The sequence below is a fragment of the Mycobacterium novum genome (assembly GCF_010726505.1).
In the GTDB taxonomy this organism is placed as follows: domain Bacteria; phylum Actinomycetota; class Actinomycetes; order Mycobacteriales; family Mycobacteriaceae; genus Mycobacterium; species Mycobacterium algericum.
In genome coordinates, this window is the sequence record NZ_AP022562.1 from 4020192 (window position 1) to 4040378 (window position 20187).

The following is a 20187-nucleotide window of genomic DNA, read 5'->3' on the forward strand; positions in this document are numbered from 1 at the left end:
CGATCCGAATCGGTCACCCCAGGACCCCCATCAAGTCGGAAGAGCCCGTATGGTTCAAAAGGCGCAGCTGTTGTAACAGTGCTTTGCCACCGGTCGAAGCGCGGCGCCGCCTGCTGAGAGTCCGAGGAGATCCAAGCCGAATGAGACGCATCCGCTGTGGCTCCGATGGCACTGTCCTCGAGCGGGTCGTCAAGCTCACCCGGCCGGCCGCGGCATCGGTGCTGATGACCGCGATGCTGCTGGGCACCCCCGGGCTGGCGGCGGCCGAACCCGCCCGCGACCCTGACGGAATCGCCAGGCTGATCGCCGACGTCGCCGAGGCCAACCAGCAACTGCAGGACCTCGGCGCCCAGATCGCCCAACAGAAGGAAAGCGTCAACAAGGCGCTGGTGGACCTGCAGACCGCACGCGAGGACGCGACCGCAGCCCAACAAGAGGTGGAGGCCGGCCGGCAGGCGATCGCCGATGCCGACGCCGCGATCGTCGCCGCCCAGCAGCGGTTCAACACCTTCGCCGCGTCGACCTACGTCAACGGCCCGTCGGAGAGTTACCTGACCGCGCGCGACCCGTCGGAGCTGATGGCCACCGCCGCCGCCGGCCAGACGCTGGTGCTCAGTTCCCAGCAGGCGCTGGACAGCCTCAAGCGGGCCCGCACCGAGCAACTGAACAAGGAGTCGGCCGCCCGGCTGGCCAAGCAGAAGGCCGACCAGGCGGTCGCCAACGCGCAGACCAGCCAGGACGACGCGGTGGCCACGCTCACCGACACCCAGCGCAAGTTCGGCGAACAGCAGGCCGAGATCGACCGGTTGGCCGCGCAGCGCAACGAGGCCCAGGCCAAGCTCGCCGCCGCCCGCGGCCAGCAGACGCCCCCGGCAGCCTCCGCCCCGTCCGCTGACCGGTGGGGCAATCCCGGCGACGCAGGCCCCGCGCCGGCCAAGCGGACCGACCAATGGGACGGCCCCTGGGACCCGACGCTGCCGATGATTCCCAGCGCCAACGTCCCCGGCGACCCGATTGCCGTCATCAACCAGGTGCTCGGGATCTCCCAGACGTCGGCGCAGGTGACCTCGAACCTCGGCCGCCAGTTCCTGCAGTCGATCGGGCTGGCCAAGCCCGATGACTCCGGCATCAACAACGGCCGCATCCCGCGGGTCTACGGCAGGCAGGCCTCGGAATATGTGATCCGGCGCGGGATGTCGCAGCGTGGTGTGCCCTACTCGTGGGGCGGTGGCAACGCCGCGGGGCCGAGCCGTGGTATCGGATCCGGTTCGGGCACCGTGGGATTCGACTGTTCCGGGCTGATCCTGTACGCGTTCGCCGGGGTGGGCATCAAGCTGCCGCACTACTCGGGCTCGCAGTACAAGATGGGCCGCCAGATCCCGACGGCGATGGCGCGCCGCGGCGACGTCATCTTCTACGGGCCGGGTGGCAGCCAGCACGTGACGCTCTATCTCGGCAACGGCCTGATGTTGGAGGCCCCCGACGTGGGGCAGCCCGTGAAGGTGTCGCCGGTGCGTAAGAGCGGCATGACGCCTTTTGTAGTCCGATACATCGAATACTGACGGCGGAGCGAATGCGACAGATTGCAACACGTCTAGCCCACATCACCGGGGCGCTGCTCATGGCGATCCCGGTGATGTTGAGTCTGGCCGGGCCGGCCGAGGCCGAACCCGGGTGGGACCCGACCCTGCCGGCGACGATCAGCGCCGGAGCGCCGGGTGACCCGCTGGCGATCGCCAACGCGTCGTTACAGGCCACCGCCCAGGCCACCCAGACCACGATGGATCTGGGCAAAAAGTTCCTGTCCGGCCTCGGCTTCAACGTCGGTGACGAGGCCGTCAGCAACGTCGCGCCCGGCCGTCGGGTGCGGGGCCAGCAGGCCATCGAGTACGTCATCCGCCGCGCCGGCTCGCAGCGCGGGGTGCCGTACTCCTGGGGCGGCGGCTCGCTGACCGGTCCCAGTAAGGGGATCGACTCCGGGGCGGGAACGGTCGGCTTCGACTGCTCGGGATTGATGCGCTACGCCTTCGCCGGTGTCGGGGTGCTGATCCCACGGTTCTCCGGCGACCAGTACAACGCCGGCCGGCACATTTCACCCAGTCAGGCCCGCCGCGGCGACCTGATGTTCTGGGGTCCCGGTGGTGGTCAGCACGTCGCCATCTTCCTGGGCGGCGGGAAGATGCTGGAGGCCTCCGGCAGTGCCGGCAAGGTCGTCGTCAGCCCGGTGCGGACCGCCGGGATGACGCCGTATCTGACCCGGATCATCGAGTACTGACAGCGCCCGGCCGCCCGACGACGATGCCGGCCGCCCGCGGCCGGGGGAGGAGTGGGTGAGCGAGTATGTGGGACCGTACGTCGACGGATGCTGTGATCCCTGGAATAGTGAAACGCGGGCACGACGCTGCCCCTCGGCTCCCGTGCCGTGCAAGCAGTTGTGTCTGACCGACCTTTGTGGAGGATTTCTCGATGACGTCATCGGATGGGACGCCCGCGGGCGCCAGCGGTTTCCCCGGCCCGGAGGGTGCGTCCAGCGCCGGCTCAGGCCTGGCCGCCGACGTACACGCGCTGGAGCGGGCCATCTTCGAGGTCAAGCGCGTCATCGTCGGGCAGGATCAGCTCGTCGAGCGCATCCTGGTCGGACTGCTGGCCAGGGGCCACGTGCTGCTCGAGGGCGTGCCCGGGGTGGCCAAGACGTTGGCCGTGGAGACCTTCGCCAAGGTGGTCGGCGGGTCGTTCGCCCGCATCCAGTTCACCCCGGACCTGGTCCCGACCGACATCATCGGGACCCGCATCTACCGGCAGGGCCGCGAGGAGTTCGACACCGAACTCGGCCCGGTGATGGTCAACTTCCTGCTGGCCGACGAGATCAACCGGGCGCCGGCCAAGGTGCAGTCGGCACTGCTGGAGGTCATGCAGGAGCGCAAGGTGTCCATCGGCGGCAAGACCTTCGCCCTACCCAACCCGTTCCTGGTGATGGCCACCCAGAACCCGATCGAGCACGAGGGCGTCTACCCGCTGCCGGAGGCACAGCGCGACCGCTTCCTGTTCAAGATCAACGTCGGCTACCCCTCGCCGGAAGAGGAGCGCGAGATCATCTACCGGATGGGCGTCACCCCACCGGAACCCAAGCAGATCCTGGGCACCGGTGACCTGCTGCGGTTGCAGGGCCTGGCGGCCAACAACTTCGTGCACCACGCACTGGTCGACTACGTGGTGCGGGTGATCACCGCGACGCGGGTGCCCGAGCAGTTCGGCATGCCGGATGTGAAGAACTGGCTGTCTTTCGGTGCGTCACCGCGCGCCTCGCTGGGCATCATCGCCGCCTCGCGGGCGCTGGCCCTGGTGCGCGGCCGCGACTACGTGATCCCGCAGGACGTCATCGAGGTCATCCCCGACGTGCTGCGCCACCGGCTGGTGCTGTCATACGATGCGCTCGCCGACGAGATCACCTCGGAGATCGTCATCAACCGGGTGCTGCAGACGGTGCCACTGCCGCAGGTGAACGCCGTTCCGCAGCAGCCGCATTCGGCGTCGCCGGGTGCCCCGACCGCGGCGGCTGTGGCCAGCGGTCGGTGAGCGACGCGGACACCGGGCAGCAAGCACCAGACCCGGGAACCAGCACCGCACCGCCGTCGATGCTGCGCGGGGGGATCCGCGATCCCAAGTTGGCGGCCGCGCTGCGAACACTCGAGCTGACCGTCAAACGCAAGCTTGACGGCGTGCTGCACGGCGATCACCTCGGGTTGATCCCCGGCCCGGGCTCCGAGCCGGGCGAATCGCGGCCCTACCAGCCGGGTGACGACGTGCGCCGGATGGACTGGTCGGTCACCGCCCGAACCACCCATCCGCACGTCCGGCAGATGATCGCCGACCGGGAGCTGGAGACCTGGCTGGTCGTCGATATGTCGGCCAGCATGGATTTCGGCACCGCCACCTGCGAGAAGCGCGACCTGGCGGTGGCCGCGGCCGCGGCCATCGTCTACCTCAACAGCGGCGGCGGTAACCGGCTGGGGGCCCTGGTGGCCAACGGCGACCAGGTGCTGCGGGTGCCGGCGCGCTCCGGGCGCAACCACGAGCAGACGCTGTTGCGCACCATCGCCACCATCCCGCGCGCCCCGGCCGGGGTACGCGGCGATCTGGCCGCGGCGATCGACGCGCTGCGCCGGCCGGAACGCCGGCGCGGCATGGCGGTCATCATCAGCGACTTTTTGGGCCCGATCAACTGGATGCGGCCACTGCGTGCGATCGCCGCCCGCCACGAGGTGCTCGGTATCGAGGTGCTCGACCCGCGCGACGTCGAACTGCCCGACGTCGGCGACGTGGTGCTGCAGGACACCGAATCGGGCGTCACCCGGGAGTTCACCATCGACGCCAAGCTGCGCGACGACTTCGCGCGGGCCGCCGCCGCCCACCGCGCCGACGTCGCGCACGCGTTGCGCAGCTGTGGTGCGCCGTTGTTGTCACTGCGCACCGACCGCGACTGGATCGCCGACATCGTCCGATTCGTCGAGTCCCGCCGGCGCGGCGCGCTGGCGGGGATGCCGTGACGCTCACCTCCACTCGGCGAGCAGACGTGAAAACCCCGATTGCAGCCACTGAATGGGGGCTTTCGCGACTGCTCGCCGGCCAAAAGACAGGTCTGCTATGACATTGCCGCTACTCGGGCCGATGACACTGTCCGGCTTCGCTCACCCATGGTTCTTCCTGTTCCTGTTCGTCGTCATGGGCCTGGTCGCGCTCTACATCCTGATGCAGGTGGCGCGGCAGCGACGGATCCTGCGGTTCGCCAACATGGAGCTGCTGGAGAGCGTGGCCCCCAAGTCGCCCACCCGCTGGCGGCACCTGTCGGCGGTCCTGTTGGTGAGCTCGCTGCTGCTGTTCACCGTCGCCATGGCCGGCCCGACCCACGACGTGAAGATCCCGCGCAACCGCGCGGTGGTGATGCTGGTGATCGACGTGTCCCAGTCGATGCGCGCCACCGACGTCGAACCCAGCCGGCTGGCCGCCGCGCAGGAGGCCGGCAAGCAGTTCGCCGACGAGCTCACCGCCGGCATCAACCTGGGCTTGATCGCCTACGCCGGCACGGCGACCGTGCTGACCTCGCCCACCACCAACCGGGAGGCCACCAAGGCGGCCATCGACAAGCTGCAGCTGGCCGACCGGACCGCGACCGGGGAGGGCATCTTCACCGCGCTGCAGGCGATCGCCACCGTGGGAGCGGTCATCGGCGGCGGGGACACCCCACCGCCGGCCCGCATCGTGCTGCTGTCCGACGGCAAGGAGACCGTGCCGTCCAACCCGGACAATCCCAAGGGGTCGTTCACCGCGGCGCGTACCGCCAAGGACCAGGGCGTCCCGGTCTCGACCATCTCGTTCGGCACCGCCTACGGCTATGTCGAGATCAACGAGCAGCGCCAGCCGGTGCCCGTCGACGACGACTCGCTGAAGAAGATCGCCGACCTGTCCGGCGGCAGCGCCTACACCGCCTCGAGCCTGGCCCAGCTCAAAGAGGTCTACGCGACCCTGCAGGACCAGATCGGCTTCGAAACCATCCGCGGCGACGCCAGCACCGGCTGGCTGCGGCTGGGCTCATTCATCCTGGCGCTGGCCGGGCTGGCCGCGCTGCTGCTGAACCGGCGGCTGCCCGCCTGACGGCGGACACCCCGTTGATTCTGCGCTCACGGCGCAAAAGTGCGAGTAGCGCACGCCCTCAGCGCAGCGTCAACGGGTCGATTCGATAGGTTATGCCGGTGACTGACAGCGAAACGTCCGCAGCAAAGCCCCCGTTCGTTCCCCGTTCGGTGCTGGTCACCGGCGGCAACCGGGGCATCGGATTGGCGATCGCGCAGCGACTGGCCGCTGACGGCCACAAGGTGGCGGTGACCCACCGCGGCTCCGGGGCGCCGGAAGGACTGTTCGGGGTGGTGTGCGATGTCACCGACAACGAGGCCGTCGACCGGGCGTTCAAGGAGGTCGAGGAGCACCAGGGCCCGGTGGAGGTGCTGGTGTCCAACGCCGGCATCTCCAAGGACGCCTTCCTGATGCGCATGACCGAGGAACGCTTCACCGAGGTCATCGACGCCAACCTGACCGGGGCGTTCCGGGTGGCCCAGCGCGCCTGCCGCAGCATGCAGCGCAAGCGATTCGGCCGGATCATCTTCATCGGTTCGGTGTCGGGCATGTGGGGCATCGGCAACCAGGCCAACTATGCCGCCGCGAAGGCCGGTCTGATCGGCATGGCCCGCTCCATCTCGCGGGAACTGTCCAAGGCGGGCGTCACCGCCAACGTCGTCGCGCCCGGCTACATCGACACCGAGATGACCCGCGCGCTCGACGAGCGAATTCAGGCCGGTGCACTGGAGTTCATCCCCGCCAAGCGCGTCGGCACCGCCGAAGAGGTCGCCGGTGCGGTCAGCTTCCTGGCGTCGGAGGACGCCGGCTACATCGCCGGCGCGGTGATCCCCGTCGACGGCGGCATGGGCATGGGCCACTGACGCCCCCGAGTGAAAAGGACTGACATGGCAGGCATTCTCGAAGGCAAGCGGATCCTGGTCACCGGGATCATCACCGACTCCTCGATCGCGTTCCACATCGCCAAACAGGCCCAGGAGGCCGGCGCGCAGCTGGTGTGCACCGGCTTCGACCGGCTGCGGCTGATCCAGCGCATCATCGACCGGCTTCCCGAGCCCGCGCCGCTGCTCGAGCTCGACGTGCAGAACACCGAGCACCTCGACACGCTGGCCGACCGGATCACCGAGGTGATCGGGGAGGGCAACAAGCTCGACGGCGTGGTGCACTCGATCGGGTTCATGCCGCAGACCGGCATGGGCGTCAACCCGTTCTTCGACGCCCCGTACGAGGATGTCGCCAAGGGCATCCACATCTCGGCGTATTCCTATGCCTCACTGGCCAAGGCGACGCTGCCGATCATGAACCCCGGCGGGTCGATCGTCGGCATGGACTTCGACCCGACCCGGGCGATGCCGGCCTACAACTGGATGACGGTGGCCAAGAGCGCGCTGGAGTCGGTGAACCGCTTCGTCGCGCGGGAGGCCGGGCCGCAGGGGGTGCGATCGAATCTGGTTGCGGCCGGCCCGATCCGCACCCTGGCGATGAGCGCCATCGTCGGCGGCGCGCTCGGCGAAGGCGCCGGCGAGCAGATCCGGCTGCTCGAAGAGGGCTGGGATCAGCGTGCCCCGGTCGGCTGGGACATGAAAGATCCCGCCCCGGTGGCCAAGACCGTCTGCGCACTACTGTCGGACTGGCTGCCAGCCACCACCGGCACGGTCGTCTACGCCGACGGCGGCGCCCACACCCAGCTGCTCTAACCGGATTTCGGATGGACCTGGACGCCGTCCTGCTGCTGTCCTTCGGCGGGCCCGAGGGACCCGAGCAGGTCCGGCCGTTCCTGGAGAACGTCACCCGGGGGCGCGGTGTGCCGCCGGCCCGGCTCGATGCCGTCGCGCAGCACTACCGGCATTTCGGCGGGGTGTCGCCGATCAATGCGATCAACCGGGCGCTGGTCGACGCACTGCGCGCCGAATTGCCGGAACTGCCGGTGTATTTCGGCAACCGCAACTGGGATCCCTACATTGAGGACACCGTCGCCCAGCTGGCTGCCGACGGCATCCGCCGCGCCGCGGTGTTCGCCACCTCGGCCTGGGGCGGGTATTCCGGCTGCGAGCAGTACGCCGAGGACATCGCCCGGGCGCGCCGCGCGGTCGGGGAGCGGGCCCCAGAACTGGTGAAGCTGCGCCAGTACTTCGACCACCCGCTGTTCGTGGCGATGTTCGCCGAGGCGATCTCCGCCGCCGCCGAGACGCTGCCCGCCGGCTTGCGCGATACCGCGCGGCTGGTGTTCACCGCGCACTCGATCCCGGTGGCCGCCGATGAACGCTACGGTCCGCGGCTCTACAGCCGCCAGGTCGCCCATGCCACCGCCCTGGTCGCCGCCGCGGCCGGATACCCCGAATACGACCAGGTGTGGCAGTCGCGCTCCGGGCCGCCGCAGGTGCCCTGGCTGGAGCCCGACGTCGAAGCCCACCTGGCTGCCCTGGCCGAGGCGGGGGTGCGGGCGGTGATCGTCTGCCCGATCGGATTTCTCAGCGACAACATCGAGGTGCTGTGGGACCTCGACCACGAAGTGCGCTTGCAGGCGCAGGCCGCCGGGCTAGCCTACGCCCGCGCGAGCACCCCGAACGCGGATCGCCGCTTGGCCCGCCTGGCGCGTGGGCTCATCGAGGAACTGCGCGACGGCGGCGCACCCCAGCGGCTTGCCGGACCGGCCGGGCTGGGCTGCGGATTCGGTGTCGATGGGGCGCCGTGCGGGGCGGCGCACTGCGCCGTGGCCGTGGCACCCCCGGTTCGCTAGCGGGTCGCCGCCGCAGAGCTACCGCCAGGCCGACTGCAGGATCGCGGTCACCGCGGCGCTGCGCGCCGAGCGCACCACCGCGGCCAGCGGCCGCACGGCGTCGACCGCGCTCTGCACCGCGCTCGAGGAGTACGCGGTGGCGGTGAGCAGATCGGCGCTGACCGTGACGATCGCCTCGACATGGGCGGCACTTTGCAGCACCCGCACCGCGCGCGTCGGCGCGTGATCTGGAACGCGGTGCAGCGCAGCGGCTTCCAGCATCTGTTCGACCTGGAGGCGGGGGTCTTCGACGCCGTAGTCGGCCCAGCGTGAACCGGTCGACCCCAACGCCCCGGCGGCTGTTCGTACCGCCGACCGCAATGCATACTCGGCGTCACCGAGGTCGTGGTGCTCGGTGACCGGCATCACGGTCAGCGGGTAGGCCGTCCACGACAGTTCGGTCACGGGTTCGCCGGGGGAGTCGCCGTCTTCGACGTAGAGCGGCACCAGTCCGACCGCAGTTGCGGAATCCGGGCCCCCGATCAGCACCCCCTCGCCGGCGACCACAGCCTCACGGGCGAACACGGTTCCGGCCGGCAGCCCGCGCACGTCGCCGGGAACCGGAAACACCGGCTGGATGGCCGACCCGGCTGCCGGGGCGGCCGCCCCGCGCACCAGCTGCAGCAAGGAGGCCGCGCCTGCGTCGTGCCCGCCGGACCAGGCCCACCCGGCCTCACCGATGCTGATCGCGTCATAAGCGGCCACCGATTGCACTGGCGCCCAAGCCGATAGTGCGTCCAACAGATCGTCGGGCGCCGCCTGGCCGGCAAGCCAGGCGTTGGCCCACACCGATAGGGAGACACTCGGGCACCACATGATGCAAGGCAGTGTAGTTGTCGGAGCCGCCCGCCCCGGTCCGCACGGCTGCGGGTGATTCTCAAGCTATCCTGGCCGCATGTCGGCTGCGCTGGTCTGGTTGGTCTTCGCACTCGGGCTCGCCGGTGCCGAGGCGCTCACCGGCGACATGTTCCTGCTGATGCTGTCCGGCGGGGCGCTGTCGGCGGCCGGGGCCAGCTGGCTGACGAACTGGCCGCTGTGGACCGACGGCGCGGTCTTCCTGGTGGTCTCGGTGCTGCTGCTGGTGCTGGTGCGCCCCGCCTTGCGGCGGCGACTGTGGGCCGGTGCGGGCGCTGAGACCGGGGTGCGGGCCCTGCAGGGCAAGACCGCGCTGGTGCTCGACCGCGTCGAACAACACGGCGGCCAGGTGAAGCTCGACGGTGAGGTGTGGACGGCGCGCCCGCTGACCGACGGCGACGTCTTCGAGCCGGGCGAGCAGGTCACCGTGATGCACATCGACGGGGCCACCGCGGTGGTCAGCAAGGTCTTGTAGAGAAAGGGGAGTGCTCATGGAAGGCGCTACGACCGGCCTGGTGTTGCTGGCGGTACTGGTGATCTTCGCGGCGATCGTAGTCGCCAAATCGGTGGCGCTGATTCCCCAGGCGGAGGCGGCGGTGATCGAACGCCTGGGCCGCTACAGTCGCACGGTCAGCGGCCAGTTGACCCTGCTGGTGCCGTTCATCGATCGGGTGCGCGCCCGCATCGACCTGCGTGAGCGGGTGGTGTCATTCCCCCCGCAGCCGGTGATCACCGAGGACAACCTGACGCTGAACATCGACACCGTCGTCTACTTCCAGGTCACCAACCCCAAGGCCGCGGTGTATGAGATCAGCAACTACATCGTCGGCGTCGAGCAGCTGACCACCACCACGCTGCGCAACGTCGTCGGCGGGATGACGTTGGAACAGACGCTGACCTCGCGTGAGGTGATCAACAGCCAACTGCGCGGTGTGCTCGACGAGGCGACCGGCCGCTGGGGACTGCGGGTGGCCCGGGTGGAGCTCCGCAGCATCGATCCGCCGCCCTCGATCCAGGCATCGATGGAGAAGCAGATGAAGGCGGACCGGGAGAAGCGAGCGATGATCCTCACCGCCGAGGGGCAGCGGGAAGCCGCGATCAAACAGGCCGAGGGGGAGAAGCAAGCCGAGATCCTCACCGCCGAGGGCGCCAAACAGGCGTCGATCCTGGCTGCCGAGGGTGAGCGGCAATCCCGGATGCTGCGGGCCCAGGGTGAGCGGGCCGCGGCCTACCTGCAAGCGCAGGGCCAGGCCAAGGCCATCGAGAAGACCTTCGCGGCGATCAAGGCCGGCCGGCCCACGCCCGAGCTACTGGCCTACCAGTACCTGCAGGTGCTGCCGGAGATGGCCCGCGGTGAGGCCAACAAGGTCTGGGTGGTGCCCAGCGACTTCGGCAGCGCGTTGCAGGGCTTCACCAAGCTGCTGGGAGCACCGGACGAGGACGGCGTCTTCCGCTACCAGCCGTCGCCGGTCGACGACACCCCGGCGCGTCCGGAAGACGACAGCGAAGAGGTCGCCGACTGGTTCACCACCCAGACCGACCCGGCGATCGCCCAGGCGGTCGCCAAGGCCGAGGCCGATGCGCGCAAGCCGGTCGAGGGGGCGATACTGCCGCCCCAGCTCGATCCCGGCATGGCGTGAGCGCGCTGACCGCCAGGCCCACCTACGCGGCGCTGGCCGCGTTCCTGGCGGGTGATGCGGTGGCATCGGCGATCCCGGTGCCCTATGTCGCCAAGAACATGGATGCCATGCGCATCCCGCCCGAGGTCCGTTGGGCCGTTCCGGTGGCCAAGGCCGCCGCCGCGCTGGGACTGGGATCGGTGTTCCGCTTCCCGGGTGTCGCCCGCGCCACCACCGCGATGCTGACGGCGTATTTCGCCGGGGCGCTCGGCATCCAGCTGTGGGTACGCAACCGCGCGGCGAACATCGTTCCAGCGGTGCTGCTGCTGGCCGTGTTCGCCGTCATGACGGTGCAGGGCCCGCATACCGCGAGCAGCGGCGTACGGGCCCTGGAGCCGTAACGAGTCGTCAACCCCTGCGGGCGGCGGTGTGTTCGTGGCGGGGGGCGGTGTGGTCGTCGAGGCTGGTGGCCTTGTAGGCGTAGGCGGCCACAACCGCGCCGAGCACCTGGGCCAGCAGGTAGACCCAGAGGAACTTCCAGGCGAAGACGCCCGACAGCATCAGCCCGAAGGTGATGGCCGGGTTGAACGCGGCACCGGAGATGGCGCCGACCGCCACCACCCCGACCGTCACGATGAAACCGATCGCCAGGCCGTAGAAGCTATTGCCGGCGCTGTCTTTGCTGGTTGCGGTGTGCAGCACCACGTAGCAGAGCGCGAATGTGAACACCAATTCGGCCAGGAATGCCGGCCAGACGGCCCCACTCAGATCAAGGGTGCCGGTGGAGTACTTGTCGTGCCACAGCCCGAATCCCACTCCGAATGCGGCGAGGGCGCCAACCAACTGGGCAACGATGTAGGGCCCGAGATCGCCCAATGGCAGCGCGCCCCGCAAATAGGCGGCGATCGACACCGCTGGGTTCAGGTGGCCTCCCGATATATGCCCACTGGCGTACACCATCACCATCAGCACAGCACCGATGCCCAGTGCGGTGGCGGCGACGCATTCGGATCCGCCCAGCACGATGCCGATCACCGCGAACATGAAAACGAACGTGCCGATCATTTCAGTCAAATACTTGCGCACCGCGGCGTTCCGATCAGCCATTGATCCGGTCCCTTCGCTCCGTCGAGCACCGCTCGAATTCGTGCCGTACCGGCACATGACACCAACGAATACTTTAACGGGGGCTTACACATTTTCTCGATGTGCGGATGCCGGTTTACACCGAATTGTTGCCGGATTGGGGAGGCCTTCGTGTTGTTTGCCAGGACGCGTTGCGCCAGGTCATCGGTCCAGCCGCAGCTCGACCATCGGCAGCGCCGTGTCGGTCGCGCTGACCGGGGTGCCCAACGTCCGTTCGAGCACCGCGCTGAACTGCTCCCAGGTGCGGGGGTGTCGCCGGATGTAGTCGCCCAGCACGCGGTCCGCCTCGCGCTGATCCAATACCCGTGCGGTCGCCGGTGCGGGCGCCCGGCTACCGGCGTAGACCCGTACCCGCGGGTCGGCGGTGACGTTGCGGAACCACTGGGCCCGGTCTCCGAAACCCGAGGCGACGACATAGCTGTCAGCGGGATTGCCGCGGGCTTCGAGAACCTCCAGCACGACGTGGCGGCGCGCACCGGTATTGCGCCCGATGTGCTCGAGCATCAGCAGCCGGCCCCCGAGCAGGCCGCCCAGGCGTGCCCGGTATAGCCAGATCGGCGCCCGCGTCAGCCGCCTCGATCGCAGGAGTCGGCTGGCGGCCTCGGCGAGGATGGACATGTTCAGCACGTCACTGCCGGCTCGGCGGCCTCGGTGGTGGCGCTGGTATCGCAGGCGCCCCGGTGGCGGCGGTGGCTGCGCACTTCATACACCAGCAGTGCCACCCCGACCGCGGCCGTGCACGCCGACACGGCGAACAGCTGCGGGCTCACATCGCCGGTGAGGGCGTCGCCCAGCACCACCACCGCGGCAGTGCCCGGTAGCAACCCGATCAGGGTGGCCACCGTGTACGGCAGCAATCGCACCGCCGACGCGCCGGCGGCATAGTTGATCACCGAGAACGGGATCGCCGGAATCAACCGCAGCGACACCACCGCCGGCCAGCCGCGCTCGCGCAGCCGGGCGTCCAGCGAGTGCATCCGCGGATGACGCACCACCCGGCTCAGCTGCCAACCGAACACCCGCATCAGGATCAGCGCCGTCACGGCGCTCAGCGCGCTGGCCGACACCGCCAGCACGATGCCCAGCCAGGGCCCGAACAGCAGGCCGGCGGCGAGTGTGAAGGCGGTACGGGGGAACGGAAGCACGGTGACCACGGTGTGCGCGGTCAGAAACGCCAGCGGAAACCACGGGCCGAGCGTCTGCGCCCAGTCCCGCAACTGCACGGCGGTGGGCACCGGGACCAGCAGTGCCACCGCGACCAGGGTCACGATCACCGCCGTGGTCAACGCCAATCGCCACACCGCCACCTGACGGGCGATTGTCACCAGTGCCGGCCAGGCGCTGCGCAGCGCCTGCGGGATTCCGGTCGCGGCGGTCTTCACGGCCCTCAGGGTACGGCCCGATGGTTAACGAATTGCGTCGCACGACGGCAGTTTTGGCGTCCGGCGCACCTCCGCCGCACCCGTCGAGCGCCATCATTTAGCCTGGTTAACACGTGCCGAGTAGCGATCCATCAGTTACTCACGAGTAATAACAGGAGTCGCCGGTGTCCATCGACGTGTCCGCAGAACCCGCCGGCATGGAGGAAGCCCGGGCCCGCTGGCGTGCCGCGGTGGCCGGGGTGCTGGCCAAGAGCTCGCGCCGCGAACCGGCCGATATCGACTCCGAGACCGGCGGCGAGCCCGAGCGGCTGTTGGACACCCCGGTAGCGGGGCCGGACGGCTTCGCGATCCGGGCGCTCTACACCGGCTTCGATGCGCTGCCGGAGCAGCCGCTGCCCGGCCGGTGGCCCTACGTGCGTGGCGCCGACGCGCTGCGCGACGTCAACAGCGGCTGGAAGGTCGCCGAGCGTTTCCCCGGCAACGGGCCGGCGACGGGGGCCGACGTCAACGGTGTGGTGCTGGGCGCCCTGACCGAAGGGGTCAGCGCGCTGGTGGTGCGGGTCGGCGACGGCGGCGTTCCGGCCGATGAGCTGCGGCGGGTCTTCGACGACGTCTACCTGCAGTTGGTCCCGGTGCTCCTCGATGGCGCCGGAGCCGGTGACTACACCGCCGCGGCCGACACCATGCTGGCGCTGGTCGACGGTCTCGACCCGGACAACCGTGCCAACCTGTCGCTGGATCTGGGCGCCGACCCGCTGATCGCCGCCCTGACCGGGGTGCCGGCTCCGGCGATCGACGAGGTGGTCGCCGTGGCGGCGCGCACCGCCGGCAACCGCGGTGTCCGCGCGATCGCCGTCAACGGGCCGGCGGTGCACAACCTGGGCGCCGGTGCGGCCGGCGAATTGGCCGCCGGCCTGGCGGCCGCGGTTGCCTACCTGCGGGCGCTCACCGACGCCGGCCTGCCGATCGCCGACGCCATCGGTCAGATCGGTTTCCGGCTCGCCGCCGACGACGACCAGTTCATGACGATCGCCAAAATCCGGGCGGCGCGCCAGCTGTGGGCGCGGGTGGCCGAGGTGGCCGGGGCGCCGGAGGCCGGCGCCGCCGTCGTCCATGCCGAGACATCGTTGGCGATGATGACGCAACGCGACCCGTGGGTGAACATGCTGCGGACCACGCTGGCCGCGTTCGGGGCGGGCGTGGGCGGCGCGGACACCGTCCTGGTGTGGCCGTTCGACAGCGCCATCAACGGCGGCCAGCCCGGCGCCTCGGCCGCCTTCTCCCGGCGCATCGCCCGCAACACCCAGCTGCTGCTGCTCGAGGAATCGCACCTGGGCCAGGTGCTGGACCCGGCCGGCGGCTCCTGGTTCGTCGAGGATCTCACCGAGCAGCTGGCGCAACAGGCGTGGCGGCAGTTCCAGGAGATCGAGGCGCTCGGGGGATTCGAAGCCGCCCGCGAACACATCGCCGAGCGGATCGCCGGCGTCGCCGCGGCCCGGGCCGAGGACATCGCGCACCGGCGCAACGCGATCACCGGGGTCAACGAGTACCCCAACCTGGCCGAGCCGCCGTTGCCGCCATCGGCGACCGAGGCCACCCAGCCGGGGTTGCGACGCTACGCCGCGCAGTTCGAGGCGCTGCGCGACCGCTCCGACGCGTACCTGGCCCGCACCGGCGCACGGCCGCAGGTGCTGCTGTTGCCGCTGGGCCCGATGGCGGAGCACAACGTCCGGACGACGTTTGCCGCCAACCTACTGGCCTCCGGCGGCATCGACGTGGTCAACCCCGGCACGGTGGACGCCGACGGATTGGCAGCGGCAGTGGAACGCGCCGGCTTGCCGGCCGGGTCGCCGACCGTGGCGGTGGTGTGTGGCAGCGACGCCCGGTACGGCGCCGAAGCCGCCGGGATCATCGCAGCCGCCCGCTCCGCCGGGATCGAGCGGGTCTACCTGGCAGGACCGGCGAAAGCACTGGCGGCCAACGCCGACACCGACCCGAAGCCGGACGACTACCTGACCATGAAAATTGATGCGGTGCAGGCGTTGTCGGACCTACTTACCCGATTGGGGGCTTGAGAACCATGACCGCCAGCACCTCACACAGCACCCTCGGCAGCTTCGCTGACGTCGCGCTGCACGGGGATCAGCACAGCGCACCGGTGGCTGAAGTCTCTGCTACCGCCGTCGCCGAGCACGTCGCGGCCGCCGCGGCCGCTCACGGCTACACACCCGAGCAGCTGGAGTGGCATACCCCGGAAGGCATCGCGGTCAAGCCGGTCTACACCGCCGCCGATCGCGCCGCCGTGCTCGCCGACGGCTATCCGCTGGACAGCTTCCCCGGCGAGGCTCCGTTCGTTCGCGGGCCGTATCCGACGATGTACGTCAACCAGCCGTGGACGATCCGCCAATACGCCGGTTTCTCCACCGCCGCGGACTCCAATGCCTTCTATCGGCGTAACCTCGCGGCCGGGCAGAAGGGCCTGTCGGTGGCGTTCGACCTGGCCACCCACCGCGGCTACGACTCGGATCACCCCCGGGTGCAGGGCGACGTCGGAATGGCCGGTGTGGCAATCGATTCCATCCTCGACATGCGGCAATTGTTCGACGGGATCGACCTGAGCACGGTCAGCGTGTCGATGACGATGAACGGTGCGGTGCTCCCGATTCTGGCGCTGTACGTGGTGGCCGCCGAGGAGCAGGGAGTGCCGCCGGAGAAGCTGGCCGGCACCATCCAGAACGACATCCTCAAAGAGTTCATGGTCCGCAACACCTACATCTACCCGCCGAAGCCGTCGATGCGGATCATCTCCGACATCTTCGGCTACACCAGCGCGAAGATGCCCAAGTTCAACTCGATCTCGATCTCGGGCTACCACATCCAGGAGGCCGGTGCCACAGCCGATCTGGAGTTGGCCTACACGCTGGCCGACGGTGTGGACTACATCAAGGCCGGCCTGGACGCCGGCCTGGACATCGACAAGTTCGCGCCCCGGTTGTCGTTCTTCTGGGGCATCGGGATGAACTTCTTCATGGAGGTCGCCAAGCTGCGTGCCGGCCGGCTGCTGTGGAGTGAGCTGGTCGCCCAGTTCAACCCGAAGAATCCGAAATCGCTGTCGCTGCGTACCCATTCGCAGACCTCGGGGTGGTCGCTGACGGCCCAGGACGTCTACAACAACGTGGCCCGCACCTGCATCGAGGCGATGGCCGCCACCCAAGGTCACACCCAATCGCTGCACACCAACGCCCTCGATGAGGCGCTGGCACTGCCCACCGACTTCTCCGCCCGCATCGCCCGCAACACCCAGTTGCTGCTGCAACAGGAATCGGGCACCACCCGGCCGATCGACCCGTGGGGCGGGTCCTATTACGTGGAGTGGCTCACCCACCAGCTGGCACAGCGGGCCCGCGCCCACATCGAGGAAGTGGCAGCCCACGGTGGCATGGCCCAGGCCATCAGCGACGGCATCCCGAAGCTGCGCATCGAGGAGGCCGCCGCCCGTACCCAGGCGCGCATCGACTCCGGGCGCCAGCCGCTGATCGGCGTCAACAAGTACCAGGTCGCCGAGGACACCGAGATCGAGGTGCTCAAGGTCGAGAACAGCCGGGTGCGCGCCGAACAGCTGGCCAAACTGGAGCAGTTGCGCGCCGAACGCGACGAGGCGGCCTGCCAGGCGGCGCTGGCCGAGCTGACCCGGGCGGCTGCGCTCTCAGGGCCTATCGGCCCACAAGGGGAGGACGGGCTGGGCAACAACCTGCTGGCGCTGGCCATCGACGCCGCCCGGGCCAAGGCCACCCTCGGAGAGATCTCCGATGCGCTGGAGAAGGTTTACGGGCGCCACCAGGCCGAGATCCGTACCATCTCAGGCGTCTACCGTGATGAAGTCGGGAAGGGCAGCAACATCTCTAGCGCAACCGCCCTGGTGGAGAAGTTCGCCGAAGCCGACGGCCGCCGGCCTCGCATCCTGATCGCCAAGATGGGGCAGGACGGACACGACCGGGGCCAGAAGGTCATCGCCACCGCGTTCGCCGACATCGGATTCGACGTCGACGTCGGCGCGCTGTTCTCCACCCCCGACGAGGTGGCGCGGCAGGCCGCCGACAACGACGTGCATGTGGTGGGGGTGTCATCGCTGGCGGCCGGGCATCTGACGCTGGTGCCGGCGCTGCGCGACGCGTTGGCCGAGGTGGGCCGGCCCGACATCATGATCGTGGTGGGCGGGGTGATCCCGCCCGGCGACTTCGACGAGCTCTATGCCGCCGGGGCGACCGCGATCTTCCCGCCGGGCACGGTGATCGCCGACGCCGCCGCGGACCTGTTGCAGACGCTCGCGTCGCAGCGAGGCTATGTCCTCGATGAGGTCCTTGATGAGCTCGGCGGACCGGACGGACCGGTCGCAGACCAGAAATAGATGGCTGACAACATGGGCGACAGCGTCGCCGACTTGGCGGCCGCGGTGCGCGCCGGTGATCGATCCGTGCTGCCCCGGGCCATCACACTGGTCGAGTCCACCCGCGCCGATCACCGCGAGCAGGCTCAGGAATTGCTGCTGGCGCTGTCGCCCGGACAGCAGGCGGACCCGGACTCGACAGCCCGGCGGGTGGGGATCACCGGAGTTCCCGGGGTCGGCAAGTCGACGACCATCGAGGCGCTCGGGATGCATCTCATCGAGCGCGGCCACCGGGTCGCGGTGCTTGCGGTCGACCCGTCCTCGACGCGCACCGGCGGTTCGATCCTGGGCGACAAGACCCGGATGCAGCGGCTGGCGGCACACCCGGACGCCTATATCCGCCCGTCGCCGACGTCGGGCACCCTGGGCGGCGTCGCCAAGGCCACCCGCGAGACCGTGGTGCTGCTGGAGGCCGCCGGCTTCGACGTGATCCTCATCGAGACCGTCGGCGTCGGCCAGTCCGAGGTGACGGTCGCGGGCATGGTCGACACCTTCGTCTTCTTGACGCTGGCCCGTACCGGCGATCAGTTGCAGGGCATCAAGAAGGGTGTGCTGGAGCTGGCCGACCTCGTGGTGGTCAACAAGGCCGACGGCGAGCATCTCGCCGAGGCGCGGCTGGCCGCGCGAGAGCTGTCGGCCGCGATCCGGCTCATCTATCCGCGTGAAACCCTGTGGCGTCCACCGGTTCTGACGATGAGCGCGGTCGAGGGCAGCGGGCTGGCGGAAGTCTGGGACGCCATCGAGCGGCACCGGCAGACCTTGATCGACGCCGGCGAATTCGAGTCCCGGCGCCGCGCCCAGCAGGTGGACTGGACCCGGCAGCTGGTGGCCGACGCGGTGCTGGAACGGGCGCTGTCGGACCCGGCGGTGCGCGCGATGCGCGCCGAGGCCGAACGGCAGGTGCTCAGCGGTGATCTGACCCCCGCACTGGCCGCCCAGCGAATCCTCGACGCCATCTGGCATTAGCCGGCTCGGGCCCCGACTCGCGCGGTAACACGGCTTATGCGCACCGGCCGCGAGGTAGATTCCCAGCCATGACGCAGCATCCCGGCGCTCGCCGCAACGCGCTTCCGGCGAACGTCCACGGCGCGGCCGACCCGAACTTTGCCTGTGCCGTGCGCGCTTTCGCCGCGATGTTCCCCGGTCGCCGTTACGGCGGCGGCGCCCTGGCGGTGTACCTGGACGGCCGGCCGGTCGTCGACGTGTGGACCGGGTGGTCGGACCGCGCGGGCCGGGTGCCCTGGTCGGTCGACACCGGCGCGATGGTGTTCTCGGCGACCAAGGGTGCCGCATCGACGGTCATCCACCGCCTGGTTGACCGGGGCCTGATCGACTACGACGTGCCGGTCGCGCAGTACTGGCCGGAGTTCGGCGCCAACGGCAAGGCCGGGATCACCGTCCGGCAGCTGCTGGGCCACCGGGTCGGGCTGACCCATCTGCAGGGCGCCAGCAGGGCGGACCTACTCGACCACGCCACGATGGAGGCCCGGATGGCGGCCGCGGCGCCGGGACGCGAATTCGGCAAGCCCGCCTATCATGCGCTGACCTACGGCTGGCTGATGTCCGGGCTGGCCCGGGCGGTCACCGGTACCGGCATGCGTGAGCTGTTTCGCGCCGAGCTGGCCGCGCCGCTGAACACCGACGGCCTGCATCTGGGCCGTCCGCCCGCCGCCTGCCCGACCGTCGCCGCGGAGATCATCATGCCGCAGCGCAGCCGGCGGAACCCGATCGTCGACTTCGTGGCACCCAAGGCGGCCGCCATGCTGCCGTATGGGGGATTCGGCGCGTTCTACTTCCCCGGGGTGATGGACACCGTGCGCGGCGACGTCCCGTTCCTGGACACCGAGGCGGCCTCGCTCAACGGTGTGGCCACCGCACGGGGACTGGCGCGCCTCTACGGTGCGCTGGCCAACGGCGGGCAGCTTGACGGCGCCCGGTTCCTGTCGCGCCGGCTGGTGGACGGTCTGACCGGTCGGCGCACCCTCGAATGGGACCGCACCGTCGGCGTTCCGCTGGCCTTCCACCTCGGCTATCACGCGATCCCGTTCGGCCAGGTGATGCCCGGCTTCGGCCATGTCGGGCTGGGCGGCTCGATGGGGTGGGCCGATCCGGCGACCGGGCTGGCGTTCGGATTCGTGCACAACCGGCTGCTGACTCCGTTCGTGGCGCTGGATCATGCGGGGTTCGTCGGGGTGGCCGCGCTGGTCCGCCGCGCCGTCGCGCGTGGACGTCGGCGGGGAATCGACGCGGTCCCGCTGCTGGGAGCCCCGTTCGGCGACGCGGCGGCGGCAATCGGGTAGCGGGGCGGCCGACGGCGACCGCTAATGT

At 69.7% G+C, this 20187-nt stretch carries 19 protein-coding genes; 15 read left to right on the plus strand and 4 right to left on the minus strand.

Annotated features, from left to right (window positions below; translation table 11 throughout):
- Window positions 1-140 precede the first annotated feature (140 nt).
- The 8 genes from ripA to G6N19_RS19005 all read left to right on the plus strand — a co-directional run bounded on the left by ripA (window position 141) and on the right by G6N19_RS19005 (window position 8371).
- The gene (gene ripA, locus G6N19_RS18970) at window positions 141-1562 is read left to right on the plus strand and encodes an NlpC/P60 family peptidoglycan endopeptidase RipA (protein WP_193465437.1); all 1422 of its coding nucleotides are present in this window, start codon (window positions 141-143) and stop codon (window positions 1560-1562) included.
- 11 nt (window positions 1563-1573) lie between these two features.
- Complete coding sequence (gene ripB / locus G6N19_RS18975; RefSeq protein WP_041318017.1) at window positions 1574-2275, plus strand: NlpC/P60 family peptidoglycan endopeptidase RipB; 702 nt, start codon at window positions 1574-1576, stop codon at window positions 2273-2275.
- Window positions 2276-2466: 191 nt separating this feature from the next.
- Window positions 2467-3576 (plus strand): chaperone MoxR1, encoded by a 1110-nt coding sequence (moxR1, locus tag G6N19_RS18980; RefSeq protein WP_013829167.1) that lies wholly within the window; start codon window positions 2467-2469, stop codon window positions 3574-3576.
- A 59-nt stretch (window positions 3577-3635) separates the two neighbouring features.
- Entirely contained in the window at window positions 3636-4547 is a 912-nt protein-coding gene (locus G6N19_RS18985) for a DUF58 domain-containing protein (RefSeq protein WP_193466448.1), read from the plus strand.
- A gap of 97 nt (window positions 4548-4644) precedes the next feature.
- Entirely contained in the window at window positions 4645-5652 is a 1008-nt protein-coding gene (locus G6N19_RS18990; protein WP_013829165.1) for a VWA domain-containing protein, read from the plus strand.
- A gap of 98 nt (window positions 5653-5750) precedes the next feature.
- On the plus strand, window positions 5751-6494 hold the full coding sequence (fabG1, locus tag G6N19_RS18995; protein ID WP_013829164.1) for a 3-oxoacyl-ACP reductase FabG1: 744 nt from the start codon (window positions 5751-5753) through the stop codon (window positions 6492-6494).
- 24 nt (window positions 6495-6518) lie between these two features.
- Window positions 6519-7328 (plus strand): NADH-dependent enoyl-ACP reductase InhA, encoded by an 810-nt coding sequence (inhA, locus tag G6N19_RS19000; protein WP_013829163.1) that lies wholly within the window; start codon window positions 6519-6521, stop codon window positions 7326-7328.
- Between the two features lie 11 nt (window positions 7329-7339).
- Complete coding sequence (locus G6N19_RS19005; protein WP_193465438.1) at window positions 7340-8371, plus strand: ferrochelatase; 1032 nt, start codon at window positions 7340-7342, stop codon at window positions 8369-8371.
- A gap of 18 nt (window positions 8372-8389) precedes the next feature.
- On the opposite strand, the gene G6N19_RS19010 is transcribed toward G6N19_RS19005, so the two are convergent.
- Entirely contained in the window at window positions 8390-9226 is an 837-nt protein-coding gene (locus tag G6N19_RS19010) for a hypothetical protein (RefSeq protein ID WP_041318009.1), read from the minus strand.
- Between the two features lie 79 nt (window positions 9227-9305).
- On the opposite strand from G6N19_RS19010, the gene G6N19_RS19015 reads away from it, so the two are divergent.
- Genes G6N19_RS19015 through G6N19_RS19025 form a run of 3 tightly spaced genes read left to right on the plus strand, consistent with a single transcriptional unit; the run spans window position 9306 to window position 11285 of the window.
- A complete protein-coding gene (locus G6N19_RS19015) occupies window positions 9306-9740 on the plus strand; it encodes an NfeD family protein (RefSeq protein WP_013829160.1) in 435 nt (144 codons plus the stop codon).
- A 16-nt stretch (window positions 9741-9756) separates the two neighbouring features.
- Window positions 9757-10905: an SPFH domain-containing protein gene (locus G6N19_RS19020; RefSeq protein WP_013829159.1), complete on the plus strand. Its 1149-nt coding sequence runs from the start codon at window positions 9757-9759 to the stop codon at window positions 10903-10905.
- On the plus strand, window positions 10902-11285 hold the full coding sequence (locus G6N19_RS19025) for a DoxX family protein (RefSeq protein WP_013829158.1): 384 nt from the start codon (window positions 10902-10904) through the stop codon (window positions 11283-11285). Before G6N19_RS19020 ends, G6N19_RS19025 begins: the two co-directional genes overlap by 4 nt.
- 7 nt (window positions 11286-11292) lie before the next feature.
- On the opposite strand, the gene G6N19_RS19030 is transcribed toward G6N19_RS19025, so the two are convergent.
- From G6N19_RS19030 to G6N19_RS19040, 3 genes are all read right to left on the minus strand, one after another.
- Window positions 11293-11991 (minus strand): aquaporin, encoded by a 699-nt coding sequence (locus tag G6N19_RS19030; RefSeq protein WP_013829157.1) that lies wholly within the window; start codon window positions 11989-11991, stop codon window positions 11293-11295.
- Between the two features lie 180 nt (window positions 11992-12171).
- Window positions 12172-12648, minus strand: coding sequence for a nitroreductase family deazaflavin-dependent oxidoreductase (locus G6N19_RS19035; protein WP_041319885.1), 477 nt, complete (start codon window positions 12646-12648; stop codon window positions 12172-12174).
- A 2-nt stretch (window positions 12649-12650) separates the two neighbouring features.
- Window positions 12651-13412 carry a TVP38/TMEM64 family protein gene (locus G6N19_RS19040; protein WP_013829155.1) on the minus strand — a complete coding sequence of 254 codons (762 nt, stop codon included), beginning with the start codon at window positions 13410-13412 and terminating at the stop codon, window positions 12651-12653.
- A gap of 164 nt (window positions 13413-13576) precedes the next feature.
- Between G6N19_RS19040 and mutA the strand changes: the two genes are divergently transcribed.
- The 4 genes from mutA to lipL all read left to right on the plus strand — a co-directional run bounded on the left by mutA (window position 13577) and on the right by lipL (window position 20159).
- Window positions 13577-15487, plus strand: a complete 1911-nt coding sequence (gene mutA, locus G6N19_RS19045) for a methylmalonyl-CoA mutase small subunit (RefSeq protein WP_013829154.1) — start codon at window positions 13577-13579, stop codon at window positions 15485-15487.
- Between the two features lie 5 nt (window positions 15488-15492).
- Window positions 15493-17820: a methylmalonyl-CoA mutase gene (gene scpA / locus G6N19_RS19050; RefSeq protein WP_193465439.1), complete on the plus strand. Its 2328-nt coding sequence runs from the start codon at window positions 15493-15495 to the stop codon at window positions 17818-17820.
- On the plus strand, window positions 17821-18825 hold the full coding sequence (gene meaB / locus G6N19_RS19055) for a methylmalonyl Co-A mutase-associated GTPase MeaB (protein ID WP_193465440.1): 1005 nt from the start codon (window positions 17821-17823) through the stop codon (window positions 18823-18825).
- A gap of 68 nt (window positions 18826-18893) precedes the next feature.
- Window positions 18894-20159: an esterase/beta-lactamase LipL gene (gene lipL / locus G6N19_RS19060; RefSeq protein ID WP_193465441.1), complete on the plus strand. Its 1266-nt coding sequence runs from the start codon at window positions 18894-18896 to the stop codon at window positions 20157-20159.
- The last annotated feature ends 28 nt before the right edge of the window (window positions 20160-20187 follow it).

Excerpts from the sequence above, each read along its gene's own strand:
- G6N19_RS19010 (WP_041318009.1), bottom strand. The coding sequence starts at position 9,226 with ATGTGGTGCCCGAGTGTCTCCCTATCGGTGTGGGCCAACGCCTGGCTT.
- G6N19_RS19005 (WP_193465438.1), top strand. The coding sequence starts at position 7,340 with ATGGACCTGGACGCCGTCCTGCTGCTGTCCTTCGGCGGGCCCGAGGGA.
- G6N19_RS19030 (WP_013829157.1), bottom strand. The coding sequence starts at position 11,991 with ATGGCTGATCGGAACGCCGCGGTGCGCAAGTATTTGACTGAAATGATC.
- lipL (WP_193465441.1), top strand. The coding sequence starts at position 18,894 with ATGACGCAGCATCCCGGCGCTCGCCGCAACGCGCTTCCGGCGAACGTC.
- ripA (WP_193465437.1), top strand. The coding sequence starts at position 141 with ATGAGACGCATCCGCTGTGGCTCCGATGGCACTGTCCTCGAGCGGGTC.
- G6N19_RS18990 (WP_013829165.1), top strand. The coding sequence starts at position 4,645 with ATGACATTGCCGCTACTCGGGCCGATGACACTGTCCGGCTTCGCTCAC.
- G6N19_RS18985 (WP_193466448.1), top strand. The coding sequence starts at position 3,636 with ATGCTGCGCGGGGGGATCCGCGATCCCAAGTTGGCGGCCGCGCTGCGA.
- G6N19_RS19020 (WP_013829159.1), top strand. The coding sequence starts at position 9,757 with ATGGAAGGCGCTACGACCGGCCTGGTGTTGCTGGCGGTACTGGTGATC.
- G6N19_RS19015 (WP_013829160.1), top strand. The coding sequence starts at position 9,306 with ATGTCGGCTGCGCTGGTCTGGTTGGTCTTCGCACTCGGGCTCGCCGGT.
- scpA (WP_193465439.1), top strand. The coding sequence starts at position 15,493 with ATGACCGCCAGCACCTCACACAGCACCCTCGGCAGCTTCGCTGACGTC.
- ripB (WP_041318017.1), top strand. The coding sequence starts at position 1,574 with ATGCGACAGATTGCAACACGTCTAGCCCACATCACCGGGGCGCTGCTC.
- meaB (WP_193465440.1), top strand. The coding sequence starts at position 17,821 with ATGGCTGACAACATGGGCGACAGCGTCGCCGACTTGGCGGCCGCGGTG.
- inhA (WP_013829163.1), top strand. The coding sequence starts at position 6,519 with ATGGCAGGCATTCTCGAAGGCAAGCGGATCCTGGTCACCGGGATCATC.
- G6N19_RS19035 (WP_041319885.1), bottom strand. The coding sequence starts at position 12,648 with ATGTCCATCCTCGCCGAGGCCGCCAGCCGACTCCTGCGATCGAGGCGG.
- moxR1 (WP_013829167.1), top strand. The coding sequence starts at position 2,467 with ATGACGTCATCGGATGGGACGCCCGCGGGCGCCAGCGGTTTCCCCGGC.